Source organism: Pseudomonas costantinii (assembly GCF_001870435.1).
In the GTDB taxonomy this organism is placed as follows: domain Bacteria; phylum Pseudomonadota; class Gammaproteobacteria; order Pseudomonadales; family Pseudomonadaceae; genus Aquipseudomonas; species Aquipseudomonas costantinii.
In genome coordinates this window covers 582,707-601,404 of the sequence record NZ_MDDR01000034.1, presented here as the reverse complement: position 1 = coordinate 601,404, position 18,698 = coordinate 582,707, and the positions used below count along the sequence as shown (strand labels likewise).

The window sequence follows — 18,698 nt, the reverse complement described above, 5'->3', positions numbered from 1 at the left end:
TTGCGGCGAAAAGTCGTACAGTTTTTATGACTTGGAGCAGTTTGGCCCGAGCGTTTGCTTGTGTATGCTCCGTCGACGTTTCGGGCTCACCATTATAAGAACATTGCCTATGACCCTCAGCACCGACCTGTTCGGCCCCTCGACGGCGCCCGCGCAGGTCATTCGTAAGCACTACGCAACCGAGATGGCGGTCGAACGCACTCGCCTGCTGTATCAGGGCTCGCTGCTGCCCACTTTATTAATGTTGGTCAACGGCCTGGTCTGCGCCTGGTTGCTGTGGAATCCCAAGCAATATGTGTTGGACAGTATCTGGTTGGTCTGGCTGCTCGCGCTGGTAGCCATGCGTGTGATCCAGGTCGCGGCCTTTGATTCGGCCATGCCCAGCCGCCAGGCCCAACCGGTCTGGCGTCGTATGTTCATGCTCGGCTCTGCGGTCAGCGGCCTGACCCTGGCCACCGCTGCCATTGCCTTGGTGCCGGCGGACAGCTTTGTGCAACAGGCCTGGGTGTTTGGTCTGCTCGGTGCGGCGACACTGTCGGCCAGTGTCGCCTATGCCGTAAGCCTACCCGCGTTTCTGTCATTCGCTTTGCCGTGCCTGATGCCGGCTATCGTCTATCTGTTCTGGAGTGGTGCTCCGCAGCAGCAAGGTTGGGGCGTGCTCGGCCTGATTCTGTTGGCTTCTTTGAGCGTGGTCGCGTGGCAGGTCAACCGTCTGATCCAACGCGGGCTATTACGACGTTTCCAGAACCAGGCGTTGATTGAGCATTTACAGCAGGCGCAGCAGCGCAGCGAACAGTTGAATCAGGAGCTGGTGCGCGAAGTCGAGCAGCGCCGCCAGGTCGAACAGGAATTGCGTGACGCGCAAATCGGCCTGCAAGACCGTGTTGCGCAACGCAGCCAAGAACTGGATGCCGCCAGTTTGGCCCTGAATAAAAGCGAGGCGCGCCTGGCCATGGCCCTGCAAGCCAGTGAATTGGGGTTGTGGGACTGGAACCTGCAAACCGACGAAGTCCATCACACCCAGCTCAAGGAGCTGTTCGGCCTGGAGCCCGAGTACGTCACGGCAATGCTCAGCCACCTCAAGCCACGCCTGCACCCTGAAGATTTACCGTTGCTCAAGCGTGCCCTGGTGGAACATCTAAAAGGCCGCAGCGAGGACTATCAGGTTGAATACCGCGTGCGCCATGGCGACGGCCATTGGGTGTGGATCGAAGACCGTGGCCGCGCCGTGGAGCGTACGCCTGGCGGACGGGTTACGCGCATGCTCGGTACTCGCCGTGACATCAGCGCCGGTAAGGCCGTGGAAGAGCAGCAGCGCCTGGCGTCGACGGTGTTCGAGGCTGCCAGCGAAGGTATCGTAATTCTCGACCCGGACTACGCGCTGATTGCCGTCAACCAAGCCTTCAGCCGCGTCACGGGCTTTGAAATCGACGATATGCTTGGCCGCAACGTCGTGGAGCTACCCAGTAGCCGTGACGCCCGTCGCCATTTTCCAGTGATCCGCCAAGCACTGCTCAACCATGGCACCTGGCAGGGTGAGCTGGTGGAAACGCGCAAAAACGGAGAGTTATATCCACAGTGGCTGCAGTTGAATGTCGTGCGCGATGCTCGCGGAAACGTCAGCCATATCGTGGGCTTCTTTGCTGATCTGTCGGCGCGGCGTGAGTCCGAAGAGCGCATGCGCTACCTCACCCACTATGATGAGCTGACCGGCCTGGCCAACCGTTCGTTGTTTCGTGAACGCCTGCGCGAGGCGCATGCCCGTGTACGCCAGGGCGGGCGTAGCCTGGCGCTGCTGCACATCAACCTGGATCGTTTCAAGCTGCTCAATGACAGCCTGGGCCACGAAGTGGCTGACCAGCTATTACAGAAAATGGCGCGCCGGTTGATTAACGCCTTGCCGGAAGCCGACACCATCGCGCGGCTGTCTGGCGATGAGTTCGCGGTGTTGTTCGATGCCTACGGCAGCCTTTCCAGTCTTGCGCGGGTGGCCACGCGGCTGCTCGCCAAACTGCGCGTGCCGGTGACGGTGGAAGGGCACGAGTTAGTGGTCAGCGCCTCGATGGGGGTGAGTCTGTTGCCGGATAATGCGCGGGAAATTTCCGCCTTGGTCAGCCAGTCGAACATGGCCATGCAGCACGCCAAGCATCTGGGCGGCAATAATTTTCAGTTCTACACCGATAGCCTGCAAGCCAGCACCCTAGAGCGTTTGCAGCTGGAAAACCATTTGCGCAAGGCCATCGACGAACGCCAGCTCACGGTGTTCTACCAGCCGAAACTGTGCCTGGCCACCGGCAAACTGAACGCCGCCGAGGCGCTGATTCGCTGGGAGCATCCGCAGTGGGGCATGGTGCCGCCGGGAGACTTTATCGGCTTGGCTGAAGAGACGGGTTTGATCGTCCCGCTGGGCGAATTTGTGCTGCGCCAGGCCTGCTGGCAAGCCTGTGAGTGGCAGCGCCAGGGGCTGGCGCCGATTCGTGTGTCGGTGAACCTGTCGGTGCACCAGTTGCGTCAGGGCAAGCTGGTCAGCCTGGTGCGCCAGGTGCTGGAAGAAACTGGTCTGGACCCGCAATACCTTGAGCTGGAGCTGACTGAAAGCCAACTGCTCGACAGCGTCGAACACATCATCGCCACCTTCCAGCAACTGCGCGACCTGGGCGTTAAGCTGGCCATCGACGACTTTGGCACCGGCTATTCGTCCCTCAGCTACCTCAAGCGCATCCCCGTGGACTACGTGAAGATCGATCAGACGTTTATTCGCGGCCTTGGCCAGGGCCGTGAGGACGCCGCCATTACCCGAGCAATCATCGCCATGGCCCACGGGCTGGCACTCAAAGTGGTGGCCGAGGGCGTGGAAGATCAACAGCAGCTTGAATTCTTGAGGGGGGAACGCTGCGACGAGGTGCAGGGCTATTTGATCAGCCGGCCGATGCAGGCGGAAGGGTTGGCAGATTTGTTACGGAAAAATGCAGAATTTCCCTAATGCAGCCTGGGCCGCCCCACTGGCTACAAAGTGCCTGCCCTTTGATTCAGAGGGGGGCAGGGCGATTTAGTGATGCATCGGGCGGGCAAAACGATAATTCTTGTAGTATAACTACAAGCTCGCTACATCCCTGGCACCTGCCAATAACAAGAGTCCTGCCCTTTGAACCTGTTGCAACATATCGCCCAGTCGCGCCACCTGTTACGCAAATCGGAACTCAAGGTTGCCGATCACGTGCTGCTTGACCCTGCGGCCGTGATGCACAGTTCCATGGCCGACCTGGCCCACAGCGTGGGCATCAGTGAGCCGACCATCGTGCGCTTCTGCCGCGCCATTGGTTGCTCCGGGTTCCAGGACTTGAAACTCAAGTTGGCTCAGAGCCTCGCCGCTGGAGCAAGCTTCGGGCAATTCGCGATTCATGAAGATGATTCCGTCGCCGACTACAGCCTGAAAATCTTCGACACCACCTTGCACACCCTCATGGAAGTGCGTGAGAAGCTCGACCCGATTGAGTTGCAAAAGGCCGTGACTGCGATGTCCCAGGCCCAGCGCGTTGAGTTCTATGGCTTCGGCGCTTCGGGCGCGGTGGCTGCCGATGCCCAGCACAAGTTCTTCCGTCTGCTGCTGACGGCGGCGGCCTACAGCGACCCGCATATGCAGGCGATGTCGGCTGTGACCTTGAAGCCGACCGACGTGGCGATTTGCATCTCCCAGTCCGGCCGCTCCAAAGATCTGCTGATCACTGCCAACCTGGTGCGTGAAAGCGGCGCGACGCTGATTACCTTGTGCCCAAGCCAGACGCCGTTGGCGGAACTGTCCACGGTCAACCTGGCGATTGATGTGCACGAAGACACCGAGATCTACACACCACTGACCTCGCGTATCGCCCACCTAGTGGTGATCGACGTGCTGGCGATGGGCGTGGCCATGGCGCGCGGGCCGAGCCTGGTGAACCACCTCAAGAGCGTGAAGCGCAGCTTGCGTAGCCTGCGGCTGTCGCCCAAGTCCGTCAAAGCCCTCGACGACTAAAAGCCCGGCACTGTGGGTCGCTCCCACGCTCCGCGTCGCGGGACGCAGAGCGTCCTGGGCTGCATTCCCACGCGGGGCGTGGGAACGATCAATTCCAGAAGATTCATCGTCCTGTAACCCCCGCGCCGCCAAACCGTCATCGCTCGCGCCCATCCTGTACTCCCCGTACTCGCATTGGGAGACTCCAAATGGCCCGGCCCTACGAAGACAGCAACAGCACCGTAAAGACCCGTCGTCAGCAGGAAGACCAGCGCCGCATGGCGTTCCGTCGCGCAATCGAAGACCGTTGTGAAGAGCGCCAATTGCTCCAAAGCATCAGTGACTACCCGGAACTCCACTGGCAGGCACCCGTGGCTGCCCAGCGAAGCGTTCAGCCAACGCGCTGATCTGCACCCGCTCGCTGCGGATAAAACCCAGGAACGCATGGGCCACCGGTGACAAGCGCTTGGCCTTGGCCTGCACCAGGCACCAACTGCGGTACAGCGGCAGTTCTTCCACCGGCAGCTCCTTGAGCCCGCCGGTGGCCAGCTCCAGGTTGACGGCGTGGCGCGTCAGCAAGGCCACGCCCAATCCTGCGCTCACACATTCACGCTGCGCCTCGGCCGAGGCCACTTCCACCGTCTGGGTGAAGTGCACACGTTTCTCCTTGAAGTACTCCTCACAGGCCAGCCGCGTGCCGGAACCCGGCTCGCGCAACAGTAGCGTGTAAGGTTCCAGGTCTTGCAGGCGCAGCGGCCCTTGGAGGCTCAAGGGATGATCGAGCGGCGCCACGGCGACAATCGGGTTGTTGAGAAACGGCAGGAATTCGAGCCCCATGTCCTGGGGCACCATGGACATGATCACCAGATCATCTCGGTTATCCGAAAGCCGCCGAATCACTTGGGCGCGGTTGACCACCGTCAGGTGCAACTGCACCTCCGGGTGCTGGCGTTTGAAGGCGGCAAACAGGTGCGGCACGAAATACTTGGCGCTGGACTCCACTGCCAGCTTCAACTGACCCTGCAGCGAACCTTGCATGTCCGAGAGCTGCATATCGAGGTTTTCCAGGCGTCCGAAAATATCCCGGCTGGCCCGTTGCAGGGCTTCGGCGGCCTCCGTCATGTAGAGCTTCTTGCCGACGTAATCGAACAGCGGCTGGCCGATCAGCTCTTCCAGCTGGCGAATTTGTAGGCTAACAGCCGGTTGAGTGAGGGACATTTCCTCGGCTGCGCGGCTGTAGGAACGCAAATCACAGACTTCATTGAAAATCTGAAGCTGACGTAATGTCATACGCATCAATGACTTACGCATTATTTTAATCCTCTCGCCCTAGGCCGTCCGGCCAACTATAAGTCTTTACTTATACACAGCCCAATAATTATTGATTTTTGTTAATCCTCCGGTGCGCATAGTGTGTGTCTCGCGACTGTCATGAAACATTTGGTCACGCGTCGACCCGCTCCAAAGCGGTCGAAGAACGCAGCAATCGGCTCAAGGGAATTTCCAAGTGATAAAAAAGATCCTGATCGCCAACCGTGGTGAGATTGCCGTACGAATCGTGCGTGCCTGCGCCGAGATGGGCATTCGCTCGGTCGCGGTCTATTCCGACGCCGACCGCCATGCGTTGCACGTCAAACGTGCCGACGAAGCCCACAGCATTGGTGCCGAGCCCCTGGCCGGCTACCTGAACCCGCGCAAGCTGGTGAACCTGGCTGTGGAAACCGGTTGTGATGCGCTGCACCCCGGCTACGGCTTCCTCTCGGAAAACGCCGAGCTGGCGGATATTTGCGCCGAGCGTGGTATCAAATTCATCGGCCCGTCGGCGGAAGTGATTCGCCGCATGGGCGACAAGACCGAAGCGCGCCGCAGCATGATCAAGGCCGGCGTACCGGTCACCCCCGGCACCGAAGGCAACGTCGCCGACATCGCCGAGGCCCTCACCGAAGGCGACCGCATTGGTTACCCGGTGATGCTCAAGGCCACCTCCGGTGGTGGCGGCCGCGGTATCCGTCGTTGCAACAGCCGCGAAGAACTTGAACAAGCCTTCCCCCGCGTTATCTCCGAAGCCACCAAGGCCTTCGGTTCGGCGGAAGTGTTCCTGGAAAAATGCATCGTCAATCCCAAGCACATCGAGGCGCAGATCCTGGGTGACAGCTTTGGCAACGTGGTGCACTTGTTCGAGCGCGATTGCTCGATCCAGCGTCGTAACCAGAAGCTCATCGAAATTGCTCCCAGCCCCCAGCTGACCCCTGAACAGCGCGCCTACATTGGCGACCTGTCGGTGCGCGCGGCCAAGGCCGTGGGCTACGAGAACGCCGGTACCGTGGAGTTTCTGCTCGCCGAGGGCGAGGTGTACTTCATGGAGATGAACACCCGGGTGCAGGTGGAACACACCATCACCGAAGAAATCACCGGGATCGACATCGTTCGTGAGCAGATCCGCATCGCCTCGGGCCTGCCGCTGTCGGTGAAACAGGAAGACATTCAGCACCGTGGCTTCGCGTTGCAGTTCCGGATCAACGCCGAAGACCCGAAGAACAACTTCCTGCCGAGCTTCGGCAAGATCACCCGTTACTACGCCCCCGGCGGCCCCGGCGTGCGTACCGACACGGCGATCTACACCGGCTACACCATCCCGCCGTTCTACGACTCCATGTGCCTGAAACTGGTGGTGTGGGCGTTGACCTGGGAAGAAGCCATGGACCGTGGCCTGCGTGCCCTGGATGACATGCGCCTGCAAGGCGTGAAGACCACCGCCGCCTACTACCAGGAAATCCTGCGCAACCCGGAATTCCGTAGCGGCCAGTTCAATACCAGCTTCGTTGAAGCCCATCCTGAACTGACCAATTACTCGATCAAGCGCAAACCCGAAGAGCTGGCCCTGGCCATCGCCGCCGCCATCGCCGCCCACGCAGGCCTGTGAGGAATACAACAATGTCCAAGAAAATCTTTGTCACCGACACCATCCTGCGCGACGCTCACCAATCGTTGCTGGCGACCCGCATGCGCACCGACGACATGCTGCCGATCTGCGACAAGCTCGACAAAGTCGGCTACTGGTCCCTGGAAGTCTGGGGCGGCGCAACCTTCGACGCCTGCGTGCGTTTTCTCAAGGAAGACCCGTGGGAGCGCCTGCGCCAACTGCGCGCCGCGTTGCCTAACACCCGCCTGCAAATGCTCCTGCGCGGCCAGAACCTGCTGGGCTACCGCCACTACAGCGACGACGTGGTCAAAGCCTTCGTCGCCAAGGCTGCCGTCAACGGCATCGACGTGTTCCGCATTTTCGACGCAATGAACGACGTGCGTAACCTGCGTGTGGCCATCGAAGCGGTGAAAGCTGCCGGCAAACATGCCCAGGGCACCATCGCCTACACCACCAGCCCGGTGCATACCATCGAGGCGTTCGTGGCGCAGGCCAAGCAGTTGGAGTCCATGGGTTGCGACTCGATCGCGATCAAGGACATGGCCGGCCTACTGACGCCGTACGCCACTGGCGAACTGGTCAAAGCACTGAAAGCCGAGCAGAGCCTGCCGATCTTTATCCACTCGCATGACACGGCTGGTTTGGCTGCGATGTGCCAACTCAAGGCCATTGAAAACGGTGCCGACCATATCGACACCGCGATCTCCAGCTTCGCCTGGGGCACCAGCCACCCGGGTACCGAATCGATGGTCGCGGCCCTCAAAGGCAGTGAATTCGACACGGGTCTCGACCTGGAACTGCTGCAGGAAATTGGCCTGTATTTCTACGCCGTGCGTAAGAAGTACCACCAATTCGAAAGCGAATTCACCGCGGTCGACACCCGTGTGCAAGTCAACCAGGTACCGGGCGGGATGATCTCCAACCTGGCTAACCAGTTGAAAGAGCAGGGCGCACTCAACCGCATGAGCGAAGTGCTGGCCGAAATCCCGCGTGTGCGTGAAGACCTTGGCTTCCCGCCGCTGGTCACGCCGACCTCGCAGATCGTCGGCACCCAGGCCTTCTTCAACGTGCTGGCCGGCGAGCGCTACAAGACCATCACCAACGAAGTGAAGCTCTACCTGCAAGGCGGTTACGGCAAGGCGCCGGGGACCGTGAACGAGAAACTGCGTCGTCAGGCAATCGGCAGCGAAGAAGTGATCGACGTTCGTCCAGCCGACCTGCTCAAGCCGGAAATGACCAAGCTACGCGGCGAAATCGGCGCGTTGGCCAAATCCGAAGAAGACGTGCTGACCTACGCCATGTTCCCGGATATCGGCCGCAAGTTCCTTGAAGAGCGCGACGCCGGGACCCTATCGCCTGAAGTGCTGCTGCCGATCCCTGAAGCCGGTGGCGTCGCGCGTGCCGGTGGCGAAGGCGTGCCGACCGAGTTCGTCATCGACGTGCACGGCGAAAGCTACCGCGTCGACATCACCGGTGTCGGTGTGAAGGCCGAAGGCAAGCGTCACTTCTACCTGTCCATCGACGGCATGCCGGAAGAAGTGGTGTTTGAACCGCTCAACGAGTTTGTCAGCAGTGGCGGCAGCAAGCGCAAGCATGCCACCGCGCCGGGGCATGTCAGCACGGCGATGCCGGGCAATATCGTCGACGTTTTGGTCAAGGTAGGTGACGTGGTCAAGGCCGGCCAGGCCGTGCTGATTACCGAAGCCATGAAGATGGAAACCGAAGTGCAGGCAGCGATTGCCGGCAAGGTAGCCGCCGTTCATGTGGCCAAGGGCGACCGGGTCAACCCTGGCGAAATCCTGATTGAAATCGAAGGCTGATCCCTAGCCTTCGACATTACCGCTTAATCCTCGGGGGGGCAGGTGCCCCCCTTTTTTTGTCCGCGATTTACTGTTTTTGGGGTTAAAAGCTCATCCGCCACTGCCCCATCAGGCCGTGGTTGCTGCTGTGGGTACCGGCTTCACCGCTGTAGGTGAGACCGATTGTGTGCTGTTGTGAAAGCGCCAAATCCAGCCCGGCCTGCAGGTTGAGGCTGTTGCGGTCCAGGGAGGTACCGTCGATGGTGAAATCACCGTTGAGCCCTACGGCATCCAGCCCGCGATAGGATTGACGGACCTGGCTGCCGACGTTGCCATAGAGGTGCTTCCAGCCGGTGCTGAAGTGGGGTGTGAGGCTCATTTTGTTATCGAGCCGATACTGCTTGGCCAAACGCAAGCCAAAGGTACTGCTCAGGTTTTGCTGGGTTTGCGCGCCGACGTTCAACGCTGTCAGTCCGCCTTGCTCCTTGAAGCTTTCGCGGTGGTAGCGCTGGTAACCAATACCTGCAAATGGCTCAAGGCTAAAGTCCTCGCGGCCCAATTGATAACCCGCCTCGGCGAAGGCGGTTTGGCTTTGGGCGTCGTAACTGCCCTTGAGTTGTTTCGCGTAATTCAGGATGCCGAGGTTGCGCTGGGTTTTCCCGGCATGGCTGCTATAGATCGCACCCAGGCGCAGGGCCAACGGGCCGTCCTGACGCACGGCGTAACCGCCCAGGTGCCAGCTGTCCAGGTCAGCAGAAAAGTGTTGGGCATCCAGGTTGCTGCTGGACTTTGCCCCTAGTACGCCCACACGCCAGGCGTGGTCCAGTGTCCAATCCGCGCCTAATAGCAGGCCTTGGGTAGCGGATTTCAGACCGGCGCTGCCGTGCTGGCTGTCGAGGGTGGCGTCGTTACCCATGCCTTTGACCCAGAAGTGGCCGTCATCGTCGGCGGGCAGCTCGCGCAGGGTGGAGAGCAATTGTTGGCTGAGGTGCTGCGTGGTGTTTTGGGTAGCAGCGGCCAGATTGGCGTTTTGACTGCCGGCCAACTGTTCGAGGGCCGCGCCGATGCCGCCGGGTGCTTGGGCCAGTTGGTCGCCGAATCTCTCCAGTGCCATGATCTCCTCGGAGGTCAGCGCGCCGGATTGCAGCAAGGAAATCAGTGCAGGTTCCAGCACGTTGGCCACTTGCAAGCCATTGTGCGTCGTGGCCTGTCGGGTCAGGTAGCCATCGATGGAGGCTGCTTCCACGACCGGTATTTGAAACCAAGGATCATTGGCGGGAAAGTCCAGTTCGAACTGATGAGGCTTGCCGATCTGCGCTTGCACGAGTTGAGTGGCGGTTACACCAACAATGAACGTGATGACAAGTGCGAGTTTCTGGGGAGTAAAGGGCATGAATTCCCAACCTCTTATGGATGAGGTCGGGAATTTAGCGAGGTGGCGGGGCGATAACTGTCAGGTCATCGCCCCCTGGTTTGCGGGAGTTGTCCTTAGTGCGGCGCGATTAAAAATTTATCACCCCCGCCGCACATACCCTTTGCCGTAATGCCGTTCCATCCGCGCCTGAATCAACTCCAGGCCGAGCGACATGACCCAGTAAATAATCGCTGCCGTGGTGAGCATCTCGATGTAGCGATAGCTCGAGCGCCCATAGGATTGCGCCAGGAACATCACTTCCCACACACCCATCACCGAGATCAGGGACGAGTCCTTGAGCATCGAGATGAACTGGTTGGTGGCGGGCGGGATGATGGTGCGCATCGCCTGGGGCAGGGTGACGTGCCAGAAAATCGCACTGTCGCGCATGCCCAGGGCCAGGGCCGCTTCCCGCTGACCATGGGGCACACCGAGGATCCCGGCGCGGAAAATCTCGCTCAGGTAGGCGCCGTAGTTCAGTGACAGCGCAATGATCCCGGCGACGATGGCCCCCGGCACGAGACCCAGTTGGGGCAGGCCCAGGTAGATCAGCAGAATCTGGATCAGCAGCGGCGTGCCGCGAAAGAACGAGGCATAAAAGCTGGCAATGCCGAAGGCCACTGCGCTTTTCGACAAACGCCCCAGCGCGGTGATAAACCCCAGCACCGACGAAACCACAATCGAGCACACGCACAGGAACACCGTCAGCGTTGCACCTTGCACAAAGCCATTGGGCGCCAGGTGCAGGCCCACCAGATTGGGCAGCTTGTCGAGAATGATCGAGAACTTCAGGTCAAAGCTCAGGAAGAAACTGGCGAACAGGCAAAACAGTGCAGCCCATGTGAGGTAGAGCCGCGTACGAAAGCCAAAGAGGCGCAGCAACCGCGACTCGCTCACCGGTGGTTTGGGAGGTGTGGGGAACGCGGTCATTGGCTGATGTCGGCGCCGATCCATTTTTGCGACAGCTTGCTCAAGGTGCCGTCCTGTTTCAGCTGTGCAAAGACTTCACGCACCTTGCTGTCCCACTGCGGGTCGCCTTTTTCGATGGCGACCGAGTTGGGCTCGGAATACAGCGGCTCGCCGGCGAGTTTGAAACGCTTGTCCTGGGTCAGGCGCGGCTGGGCGGTGACCAGGTTGGTGAGGATCGCGTCCAGGCGTACGCCGGCCCCCAGACCAAGATCCTGGAAGGCCACGTTGTCGGTGTCATACGGGGCGATCTGCACGTTCTCGAATGGATACTGCAGCTTTGTGTCCTCGGCGCCTTCGATCACCAGGTTCTTGTTCAGGTAGCTTTCATAGCTGGACGCGCTGGTGAGCCCGACTTTTTTATCGCTCAAATCCTTGGCGGCGTGGATGCGATCATCCTTGGCGTTGACCACGATGACCGCTGGCGATGCGTAGTACTCCACCGGGAAATCGAACACTTCGGCGCGGGCCTTGCTCGGGGTCATAGAGCAGATGCAAATGTCGTAGCGCCCGCTCCAACGGCCGGCGGCGATCACGTCCCAGGAGGGGGTTTCCAGGCGCAGCTTGACGCCGAGTTTTTGCGCTACGGCTTTGGCGACATCGACGTCGAAGCCATCGAGCTGGTTTTGTTCATTGAGGAACGAGAACGGCGGGTAGCTTTCCATCAGCACCCCCACCAGTTCTTTCTTTTTCTCGATGCGGTCCAGTGTGGCACCACCGAAGGCTTGAGTTGAGGCGGCCAATATCGTCAGGCCCAAGGCCAGCAGCGGTTTAAGTTTCACAGTGCATACCTGAAAAAAGAGGTTGTTATTAACCGGACGGTACGTATTAAATAGTTATAAGAACTACTCTGGTAGTGAGTTATTTTCATAAGCTTATGAGTAAATAGCATATGGGCGCAGTAACTACAGTAATTCTCGATGGTGGCATGGGCCGTGAACTGCAGCGCCGTGGCGCGCCATTCCGCCAGCCCGAGTGGTCAGCGTTGGCATTGAGCGAAGCCCCTCAGGCTGTGGAAGCGGTGCATGCCGCCTACATTGAGAGCGGTGCCAACGTCATCACCAGCAACAGCTATGCCGTAGTGCCGTTCCATATTGGCGAGGCGCGGTTTGCCGCCGAGGGCAAGGCCCTGGCGGCGTTGGCCGGTGAGTTGGCGCGTCGGGCGGTGCAGGCTTCAGGCAAGGCGGTGCGTGTGGCCGGTTCACTGCCACCGTTGTTCGGTTCTTATCGTCCGGACCTGTTTGAGGCTGGTCGGGTGACTGAGTTGCTGACCCCACTGGTGCAAGGCCTGGCGCCTCATGTAGACCTGTGGCTGGCGGAAACCCAGAGTTCGATTGCTGAAGCGCGCGCCATTCACGCCGGGCTGCCAAAGGACGGCAAGCCGTTCTGGCTGTCGTTTACCTTGAAGGATGAAGACACCGACGATGTTCCCCGTCTGCGCTCCGGCGAGCCGGTGGCGGACGCGGCCGAAGCGGCGGCGCAACTGGGGGCGCAAGTGTTGCTGTTCAATTGCAGCCAGCCCGAGGTGATTGGCGCGGCCATCGACGCAGCGCGCCAAACCTTCGAGCGCCTGGGGGTGACGATTCAGATTGGCGCCTACGCCAACGCCTTCCCGCCGCAACCCAAGGAAGCCACGGCCAACGATGGCCTGGACCCCTTGCGCGACGACCTCGACCCGCCCGGCTATCTGCATTGGGCCGTGGATTGGCAAGCGCGCGGCGCCAGCCATTTGGGCGGTTGCTGCGGGATTGGGCCGGAGCACATTGCGGTGTTGGCCCAAAAGCTGGGTTAACGCCTAAAGAGCCTGGCGGCGGCACTCCGCCAGGCTTCGCAACTGACCCGAACCTGCCTGATTGCCCTCTGACAACCACGCCTCAAATCCTGCCCCAACCGTGGGCCATTCCGAATCCAAAATCGAATACCACGCGGTATCCCGGTTCTGACCCTTCACCACCATATGCTGGCGGAACACGCCTTCAAAACTGAAGCCCAAGCGCTCTGCCGCGTATTTGGAGCGGGCGTTACCGTTGTTGCACTTCCATTCCAATCGACGGTAGCCCTGCTCGAACGCGTGCTTGGCCAGCAGGTACACCGCCTCGGTGCTTTTCGGCGAGCGCTGCATCGGCGCGCCGAAGGTGACATGGCCAATTTCGATACGGCCCTGGGCCGGGACGATGGACATCAGGCTGAGGATGCCTTGCACCTGGCCGGTGTTACGGTCGATGACGCTGAAAAAGTACGGATCGCTGTGCTGAGCGTGGTTGTTCAGCCAGTCATTGAACGCGCTGCGCTCGGGAAATGGACCGTAAGGCAGGTAGTCCCACAGTTTCGGGTCAGCGCCAGGGCCCTGGAGGGCTTGGAACAAGTCGTCGCCATGGCGCGCCGGGTCGAGTTTTTCCAGGCGGATAAAGCGTCCTTCGAGCAGTTGCACGGTGGGCGCCGGAACGCCTTTCCAGTCGGCGAGGGAAGTGGACATGCTGCGCTCCTTAAAGGCCTTTGCGAAATTGGATGAAGCCAGGGCGTTCGGCGATGCGCTCGTAGAGCTGGATCGCGGTGGCGTTGGTTTCGTGGGTCAGCCAGTGGACCTTGGCGCAACCATCGGCCTTGGCGGTGGCGTAGACGAATTCGATCAGCTTGCGGCCGACGCCAGTGCCGCGCTGGGCCGGGTCTACCAGCAGGTCTTGCAGGTAGCAGGCGTTTTCGATGCTCCAGTTGGAACGGTGGTAGATGAAGTTGACCATGCCCACCGCTTTACCGTCCTGCCAGGCCAGCGCCGAATGGGTTGGCTCATGGGCGTCGATCAGGCGTTGCCAGGTGCTTTGGCTGACGGCGTCCGGCAGTTCGGTGTTGTAGAACTTCAAGTACGCCTGCCACAGCGGCAGCCAGGCAGCATGGTCGGCGGCGGTGACCTGGCGGATGTCGATCTGACTCATTCTGAAACTCCTTGGGGAATAAAGCGCGCGAGGGTCTGGTCGCGCACGTCTGTGCTGGCGGCCAAGCCTTCGCGCACGCCGGCGATATCGGCGGCGCTGCGGTTCTGGCTGAGTTTGCGTTTGCCGATCAGGCGCTCGATCGGCAGGGCAAAGCCGACGATGGCCTTGAGCATGCCGTCAATGTAGTCGGCGGGGGCGTCGCTGACTTTCCAGGGCTGAACGCGGCCAGCTTCATGGCGCTCAGTCAGGGCGCTGACCACGCTCAGCAGGCGTTCGGCATCGGTAAACACCTCGGCCTTGCCGTAGGCATGCACGGCAATGTAATTCCAGGTCGGCACCACTTTGCCGTGCTCGGCCTTGGCCGGGTAAAACGAAGGGCTGATGTAGGCCTCGGCACCGGCAAAGAGCACCAGGGCTTCGCTGCCATTGCGCAGGTCCTGCCACTGGGGATTGGCCTTGGCCAGGTGCCCGTAAAGCGTGCCGTTTGGACCTTCATCGGGGTTGAGCAGCAGCGGCAAGTGGCTGGCTTGCAGGCCTTGCTCACCAAAGGTCACCAACTGCGCCAGGCGGGTGTGCTGGATCAATTGGTGCAGTTCAGGCAAATCGTCGAGGGCAAAGGCGCGTGGTGTGTACATGGAAATTTTCCTTGGCGAATGCCTGCATCCTAGGCAGGCTAATGGTTCGTTGTAAGAGCCATCTAGCGCCAATTTCATAGGTCCAATATGTCGCCCATCTCACCGCCGCTGTCGTTCAACCCCGCCGGTATTGAACTGGACCGCCGCCAGGGTCTGACGCGACAGCTTTACGAAGCCCTCCGCCAACGGGTGCTGGATGGGCGGCTGGTCAGCGGCACGCGATTGCCCGCCACCCGTGACCTGGCGGCGGCGTTGTCGATCTCCCGCAATAGCGTGGTGCGTGCCTACGATCAGTTGTACGCGGAGGGGTTTATCGAAAGCCGGGTGGGTGACGGTACTTACGTGGCTCAATTGGCCAGGCCAAAAAAACTATCCACAAAAGTATCCACAGGGTTACCAACAGGCTTATCCCCAGCCTTATCCACAAATTGGCTGGATTTACCGGTCAATTCATCCAGTGAAGTTATCCACAGGGCGGCGCTGGGGCGAGTAGAAAACAACCATCTGCCTCAACCACCGTCAGGGCCGCCGCGGGCATTTCGCGTGGGCGTGCCGGCCTTTGATCTATTCCCTTTTGAGATATGGGCCAAGCTGAATGGGGCTTTCTGGCGTAAACCGGACCTGGAGCAACTCTGCTACGGCGACCCGGCAGGCGACGGTCGCCTGCGCGGTTTGATCGCCGCATACCTGCGCAGCTCGCGGGGCATGCAGTGCACCGCTGAGCAAATTGTGATCACCAGTGGTGCGCAACAGGCGATCAGCCTTTGTGCACAGTTGCTGGTGGAGCCGGGCGACGGCGTGGCGGTGGAGAATCCCGGCTATCGCGCAGCGGGTCACGCGTTTGCTTTGGCAGGGGGGCGTTTGCATGGCGTGCCGGTGGACGCTGATGGCATCGACTGTCAGGTCCTGAACACCCTTGGCGATTGCCGCGTGGCGTATGTCACGCCTTCCCATCAATACCCGCTGGGTGTGGTGATGAGCCTGGCGCGGCGCCTGGAACTGCTGGCCTGGGCCGAGCGTACTGGCGGCTGGATTATCGAGGATGACTACGACGGCGAGTATCGTTACAGCGGCGCGCCGCTGTCGCCGTTGGCTGCGCTGGACCGCAACGGGCGGGTGTTGTATGTGGGCACCTTTGGCAAGGTAGCGTTTCCGGCCTTGCGCCTGGGCTATCTGGTGCTGCCGCCGGGGTTGGTGGACGCTTTCTCTCGGCGCCGTGCCGTCGACATGCGCCACTCCGAAGTCAGCACCCAAGCGGTGATGGCGGAGTTCATGGCGGCCGGGCATTTCCAGCGACATATCCGCCGTATGCGGCGTGCAGCGTTGAGCCGGCGTAATGCGTTGCTGGCGGGCTGGCCCAACGGGTTGCCCGGTGTGGGCGAACTGCCCAGCGTCGCCGCGGGGCTGCATATGACGGTGCGCGTCGATAGCTTGGCCCGGGAGCAGGAGTTGCTTGCCCAGGCTGCTGAAGCCGGGGTCGAGGTCAACGGCTTGAGCAGTTACTGGTTGGCGCAATCCAGCACGCCAGTCGATCAGCGCGCGGGCCTGGTCATGGGCTTTGCCGCTGTGCCTGAGGTACAGATTGCGCAGGCGCTAGAGCGCTTGCGCATGGCGTGGCAACGTTGAGTAATTAACTACCGTCTCGCCAGATGAAGGGATCAATACCGTGAGGGATTCATGTGTATTGCCCAGGTAGACGATCATGCCAGACCCGCTTCCCTCATCATTTTTTCCCGATTCGCTGCAACTGCGGATCAGCCAATTGTTCGCCTTGCGCCCGACTCTCGGCGCGTTGGGTATCACTCAAGCTCAGCTCAATGAAGACACGGAGTCTGTGCTGGAGTACTACGCCGAGCAGTTGATCGATTTTTTCTGCGGCCCTGATACTGAGTCGGGCAACCGCTGGCGGCAGTTATCGCAGATGCTTGCGCAACGGCTGCGCAAAGTCCTGCAAAAGCAGGTCGACCCCATCACCCGAAGCATGCTCCAGACGCTGCTGACCTATCCCGACAGTGGTGAGCGCACACCTGCGCTTGAGGCTTACGGCATACGGCGACACAACGTCCTCGCGCTGGCAATCGTGGGTGCCGAAAAAGCCTTGGTCTACACCGTGGGCCATGGCCTTGAGACTGTTGATTCCACAACGCAGGCCCAAGTGTTGGAAAACGCTGAGCGCCTGGAGCATGACGTTTTCGAGGGCTGGGCATTGTGTGCGTTGGAGGCTGTGTTGCAGCGTATCGACGCGATTGACTTCAGTGATGCTCTGCGTCTTGAGGATTTGGATCGGCAATTGGCCTGGGCTACCCGATGCAACGATTTTTTCCAACAGGGCCCGGAACAGGAAACATTGCGACAACAGCTGCCGCTGTGGCTGAAGGAAGGCTCTCCTGCGGGTCGACTGGCCTACAGCAAACTGCTGGTGGCGATGGCCGGGGGGCACCGGAAATATTGTGCCAAGAGCCTGCTCGACGACCAGCCGGAAGACGATATCGCGCATCAAGCCTGCTTTGCCCGGGATCTGGCCCTGCAACTACGCCGGGTGGCGTTGGAGTACAGTCTTCAGGGCTTGGCGGGTGTAACGCTCGACGGGTACTACCGTCTTCGCGCGGCGGTGAAGACCTACGCCACCCACCGCCATGTGCAGGGCGAGCCGATGGGGTTCAGGCGTTTGATGGATGAGTCGGGTTACCTGATCGGGGCGCAGAACGACGAGGCGGGCCCTTGGTTGGCTTTTAGACCGTGGTCGGCGCAGGTTTTCCAGCAGGTGGTGACGCCACCTGCGTCGGGTCCCGTGCTGGTCGAGCCCTTTGCCGAACTGTTCCGGGATCGGCAGGCGCTGGCCGATAGTCATTTCAACGCGCAGATTGCTCCGGACCTGGAGCCCGATTGGCGCACAGACATAGGCCAACGGCGCACGGTGGCCTTGCTATTGGTATCTCCCGACACGCCGCCAGTGCTGGAGCCTGCGACGGAACACTTGCGGTTCAAGCGGTTGGACGCCGAATGGGCCGGCGCAGGCAAGGCATTGTCGGTCGTGCAGCAACATCGATTGGGGGCACTAAAGCGCCCTTTGCGGGTGGGCACTCTGATCCGCGAAGGTGCCCATCGGGGTTTGCATATCCTCAATAGGGTGCTGATTTTAAACAAGGACGAAAACCACTTTAACGTGTTGTCGAACAATCACATAAACACGGTCATCAGTATCAACCAACCGGTACACCGTTTAGTCGACAACCCTGAGCGTCCCGTTAACGTTGGCCCATACATTGCCGCAAACCCTGAAGATGTCTGGGAGATTCAGCGGGCGCCCCGGTTCAAGCGCGATGTAGAGGGTTTAAGTGTGCGAGGGCACAAATCATTCGGCGCGGCACAGGCCCTGTTGGCCCGTGTGAACAGCGCGAGCGAGCAGCCTGCTCAACCCACCACGCCGCCTGTTGAGGTTGAAGAGCAATTTGAACGTCATGCTCGGGCGCTGAACGATGCGGCAATTCACCTTTTACACTTCACCCAACGCCGCAACACCCCGGCCAGTGCTGCATTGATCACGCACTTGCAGGCGCGAGCTGAGCAATTACGCAGTGAGGGTCGCCGCAGGCGGATCGACTTGGTTCGGAGCAGCCAGACCCCCACTGTGGGCGACGTTGAGTATCTGCTTGGAGAGCATGCGATCCGCATTCGTCGGCTCAATGGGCGTGTGCTGGAAAGCATCGACGGTGCCGTCGACTACCTGCAGGAGTTTGAGGTGTTGGACTTGATAGAGGGCAATCGCCCCCTGTGGTACGCCCACTTTCATTACCCCACTCTGCAAACCGCTGAAGACCAGCCTTCCAAAGCGCACTTGAAGCTTGCCGCCCAGCGCCGAATGGGCCGCGTTTTCGAGCAGGCTGAAAAGGACGCCGGGCGCAGCACCCGGGTCTACCGTGGTCCGATCGGTACGCCCGTCGGACGCCGGATTTTCCAGGAAGTGGTGTAACGCGTGCGGGAGCGAGTTTTCTCACTCCCGCACAACGGCAGGGACGATAAATAAATAGACCGAA

General features: G+C 60.4%; 15 protein-coding genes. 8 read left to right on the top strand and 7 right to left on the bottom strand.

What is annotated here, in order from left to right:
- The first annotated feature begins 109 nt into the window (after positions 1–109).
- From BFL40_RS18225 to BFL40_RS34350, 3 genes are all read left to right on the top strand, one after another.
- Positions 110–2,983 carry an EAL domain-containing protein gene (locus BFL40_RS18225; protein WP_071485277.1) on the top strand — a complete coding sequence of 958 codons (2,874 nt, stop codon included), beginning with the start codon at positions 110–112 and terminating at the stop codon, positions 2,981–2,983.
- Positions 2,984–3,145: 162 nt separating this feature from the next.
- Entirely contained in the window at positions 3,146–4,012 is an 867-nt protein-coding gene (gene hexR, locus BFL40_RS18220) for a transcriptional regulator HexR (RefSeq protein ID WP_017739023.1), read from the top strand.
- 188 nt (positions 4,013–4,200) lie between these two features.
- On the top strand, positions 4,201–4,398 hold the full coding sequence (locus tag BFL40_RS34350) for a PA3496 family putative envelope integrity protein (RefSeq protein WP_074851647.1): 198 nt from the start codon (positions 4,201–4,203) through the stop codon (positions 4,396–4,398).
- Here the strand turns inward: BFL40_RS34350 and BFL40_RS18215 are convergent.
- Positions 4,328–5,302 carry a LysR family transcriptional regulator gene (locus BFL40_RS18215; protein ID WP_071485276.1) on the bottom strand — a complete coding sequence of 325 codons (975 nt, stop codon included), beginning with the start codon at positions 5,300–5,302 and terminating at the stop codon, positions 4,328–4,330. The genes BFL40_RS34350 and BFL40_RS18215 overlap by 71 nt on opposite strands.
- Positions 5,303–5,498: 196 nt before the next feature.
- On the opposite strand from BFL40_RS18215, the gene BFL40_RS18210 reads away from it, so the two are divergent.
- Entirely contained in the window at positions 5,499–6,914 is a 1,416-nt protein-coding gene (locus BFL40_RS18210; protein ID WP_049710865.1) for an acetyl-CoA carboxylase biotin carboxylase subunit, read from the top strand.
- Positions 6,915–6,925: 11 nt separating this feature from the next.
- Positions 6,926–8,734 carry a sodium-extruding oxaloacetate decarboxylase subunit alpha gene (gene oadA / locus BFL40_RS18205; protein ID WP_071485275.1) on the top strand — a complete coding sequence of 603 codons (1,809 nt, stop codon included), beginning with the start codon at positions 6,926–6,928 and terminating at the stop codon, positions 8,732–8,734.
- 82 nt (positions 8,735–8,816) lie between these two features.
- On the opposite strand, the gene BFL40_RS18200 is transcribed toward oadA, so the two are convergent.
- From BFL40_RS18200 to BFL40_RS18190, 3 genes are all read right to left on the bottom strand, one after another.
- Complete coding sequence (locus BFL40_RS18200; RefSeq protein WP_071485274.1) at positions 8,817–10,106, bottom strand: autotransporter outer membrane beta-barrel domain-containing protein; 1,290 nt, start codon at positions 10,104–10,106, stop codon at positions 8,817–8,819.
- A gap of 120 nt (positions 10,107–10,226) precedes the next feature.
- Positions 10,227–11,057, bottom strand: a complete 831-nt coding sequence (locus tag BFL40_RS18195; protein ID WP_071485273.1) for an amino acid ABC transporter permease — start codon at positions 11,055–11,057, stop codon at positions 10,227–10,229.
- Positions 11,054–11,875 carry an ABC transporter substrate-binding protein gene (locus tag BFL40_RS18190; RefSeq protein ID WP_071485272.1) on the bottom strand — a complete coding sequence of 274 codons (822 nt, stop codon included), beginning with the start codon at positions 11,873–11,875 and terminating at the stop codon, positions 11,054–11,056. The genes BFL40_RS18195 and BFL40_RS18190 overlap by 4 nt, the downstream gene beginning before the upstream one ends.
- 110 nt (positions 11,876–11,985) lie before the next feature.
- Between BFL40_RS18190 and BFL40_RS18185 the strand changes: the two genes are divergently transcribed.
- On the top strand, positions 11,986–12,885 hold the full coding sequence (locus BFL40_RS18185) for a homocysteine S-methyltransferase family protein (protein WP_071485271.1): 900 nt from the start codon (positions 11,986–11,988) through the stop codon (positions 12,883–12,885).
- Positions 12,886–12,888: 3 nt separating this feature from the next.
- On the opposite strand, the gene BFL40_RS18180 is transcribed toward BFL40_RS18185, so the two are convergent.
- The 3 genes from BFL40_RS18180 to BFL40_RS18170 are packed head-to-tail and all read right to left on the bottom strand — an operon-like array spanning position 12,889 to position 14,661.
- A complete protein-coding gene (locus BFL40_RS18180) occupies positions 12,889–13,569 on the bottom strand; it encodes a GNAT family N-acetyltransferase (protein ID WP_071485270.1) in 681 nt (226 codons plus the stop codon).
- Between the two features lie 10 nt (positions 13,570–13,579).
- Positions 13,580–14,026: a GNAT family N-acetyltransferase gene (locus BFL40_RS18175; RefSeq protein ID WP_071485269.1), complete on the bottom strand. Its 447-nt coding sequence runs from the start codon at positions 14,024–14,026 to the stop codon at positions 13,580–13,582.
- Positions 14,023–14,661: an FMN-binding negative transcriptional regulator gene (locus BFL40_RS18170; protein ID WP_071485268.1), complete on the bottom strand. Its 639-nt coding sequence runs from the start codon at positions 14,659–14,661 to the stop codon at positions 14,023–14,025. Before BFL40_RS18170 ends, BFL40_RS18175 begins: the two co-directional genes overlap by 4 nt.
- 87 nt (positions 14,662–14,748) lie before the next feature.
- Between BFL40_RS18170 and pdxR the strand changes: the two genes are divergently transcribed.
- On the top strand, positions 14,749–16,287 hold the full coding sequence (gene pdxR, locus BFL40_RS18165) for a MocR-like pyridoxine biosynthesis transcription factor PdxR (protein ID WP_071485267.1): 1,539 nt from the start codon (positions 14,749–14,751) through the stop codon (positions 16,285–16,287).
- A 76-nt stretch (positions 16,288–16,363) separates the two neighbouring features.
- Positions 16,364–18,634 (top strand): hypothetical protein, encoded by a 2,271-nt coding sequence (locus BFL40_RS18160; protein WP_071485266.1) that lies wholly within the window; start codon positions 16,364–16,366, stop codon positions 18,632–18,634.
- The last annotated feature ends 64 nt before the right edge of the window (positions 18,635–18,698 follow it).

Excerpts from the sequence above, each read along its gene's own strand:
- BFL40_RS34350 (WP_074851647.1), top strand. The coding sequence starts at position 4,201 with ATGGCCCGGCCCTACGAAGACAGCAACAGCACCGTAAAGACCCGTCGT.
- pdxR (WP_071485267.1), top strand. The coding sequence starts at position 14,749 with ATGTCGCCCATCTCACCGCCGCTGTCGTTCAACCCCGCCGGTATTGAA.
- BFL40_RS18215 (WP_071485276.1), bottom strand. The coding sequence starts at position 5,302 with ATGCGTAAGTCATTGATGCGTATGACATTACGTCAGCTTCAGATTTTC.
- BFL40_RS18195 (WP_071485273.1), bottom strand. The coding sequence starts at position 11,057 with ATGACCGCGTTCCCCACACCTCCCAAACCACCGGTGAGCGAGTCGCGG.
- BFL40_RS18225 (WP_071485277.1), top strand. The coding sequence starts at position 110 with ATGACCCTCAGCACCGACCTGTTCGGCCCCTCGACGGCGCCCGCGCAG.
- BFL40_RS18175 (WP_071485269.1), bottom strand. The coding sequence starts at position 14,026 with ATGAGTCAGATCGACATCCGCCAGGTCACCGCCGCCGACCATGCTGCC.
- BFL40_RS18180 (WP_071485270.1), bottom strand. The coding sequence starts at position 13,569 with ATGTCCACTTCCCTCGCCGACTGGAAAGGCGTTCCGGCGCCCACCGTG.
- BFL40_RS18160 (WP_071485266.1), top strand. The coding sequence starts at position 16,364 with ATGCCAGACCCGCTTCCCTCATCATTTTTTCCCGATTCGCTGCAACTG.
- oadA (WP_071485275.1), top strand. The coding sequence starts at position 6,926 with ATGTCCAAGAAAATCTTTGTCACCGACACCATCCTGCGCGACGCTCAC.
- BFL40_RS18200 (WP_071485274.1), bottom strand. The coding sequence starts at position 10,106 with ATGCCCTTTACTCCCCAGAAACTCGCACTTGTCATCACGTTCATTGTT.
- BFL40_RS18185 (WP_071485271.1), top strand. The coding sequence starts at position 11,986 with ATGGGCGCAGTAACTACAGTAATTCTCGATGGTGGCATGGGCCGTGAA.
- BFL40_RS18170 (WP_071485268.1), bottom strand. The coding sequence starts at position 14,661 with ATGTACACACCACGCGCCTTTGCCCTCGACGATTTGCCTGAACTGCAC.